Consider the following 935-nt stretch of genomic DNA (forward strand, 5'->3'; position numbering starts at 1 on the left):
AGAGTCCATCCGGGATCATGTGGTGTTCTGACACAGCCTTCGGAGCATACGGCGAACGGAGGCCCACCGGAGGAAGGCGAGCGCTCGGCGGTTCAGGCACTCCCAATCCTTGGCCAATCGTCGGCAGCGATTGAGCCAGGCAATGGTGCGCTCGACAATCCAGCGCTTCGGCAGCACGACGAACTTGCGCAACTCGGATCGCTTGACGATCTCGAGGTCGATCTGGCGGCAGGCCGTGCGCAATCCGGCCTGGAAGTTGGCACCTTGATACCCGCCGTCGGCGTAGAGTTTCAGCAGGAAGGGGTAGAGGCCGAACAGTGAACCCATCAGCAGTACGCCACCGTCGCGGTCCTGGATGTCGGCGGCATGGATGATGGCCTGCATCAGCAGGCCCTGGGTGTCGACCAGGACGTGCCGCTTCTTGCCCTTGATCTTCTTGCCCGCGTCGTAGCCCGAGGGGTCGATGCAGCGCCCCCTTTTTCCGCGCCTTTCACGCTCTGGCTGTCGATGATCGCCGCCGTCGGGCTGGCCTCGCGCCCGGCCTGCTCCCGGCACAGCACGTAGAGCGCGTGGTGAATGCGATCGAGCGTCCGGTCCTCGTCCCAGCGTCGCAGGTAGTCATTCACTGTGCTCCGCGGCGGCAGGTCCTTCGGTAGCGCGGCCCACTGGCAGCCGGTGGAGAGGATGTACATCACCCCGTTCAGCACCGCGCGCTCATCTACCGTCCGCTTGTTGCCGCCACGCTTCGCCAGCGGAATCAGCGGGCCGATGATCGACCATTCCTCGTCGGTCAGATCACTCGGGTAACGCAGCTTGCTGCGGTCGTATTTCGGCCGGTTCTCGGGCGTCCACATAAACGCCTTTCTTCCTGCGCCCGCCGCCGGGAGCCAATCACAAGCGATTCAAATGACTCGGTCTGTTCCCGGATGGACACT

Annotated in this window: 1 protein-coding gene; it reads right to left on the reverse strand. The window is 63.9% G+C overall.

Annotation, left to right across the window (positions count from 1 at the left end; translation table 11 throughout):
• Positions 1 to 15 precede the first annotated feature (15 nt).
• Positions 16 to 854 (reverse strand): IS5 family transposase gene (locus tag JMJ55_RS30405; RefSeq protein WP_202829342.1). Its coding sequence is split into 2 segments (ribosomal slippage): positions 16 to 467 and positions 467 to 854, totalling 840 coding nucleotides; the frame shifts between segments, so codons are not numbered across the junction.
• Positions 855 to 935 lie beyond the last annotated feature (81 nt).

Origin of the sequence: Belnapia mucosa (assembly GCF_016775475.1) — a bacterium.
Lineage (GTDB): Bacteria > Pseudomonadota > Alphaproteobacteria > Acetobacterales > Acetobacteraceae > Belnapia > Belnapia mucosa.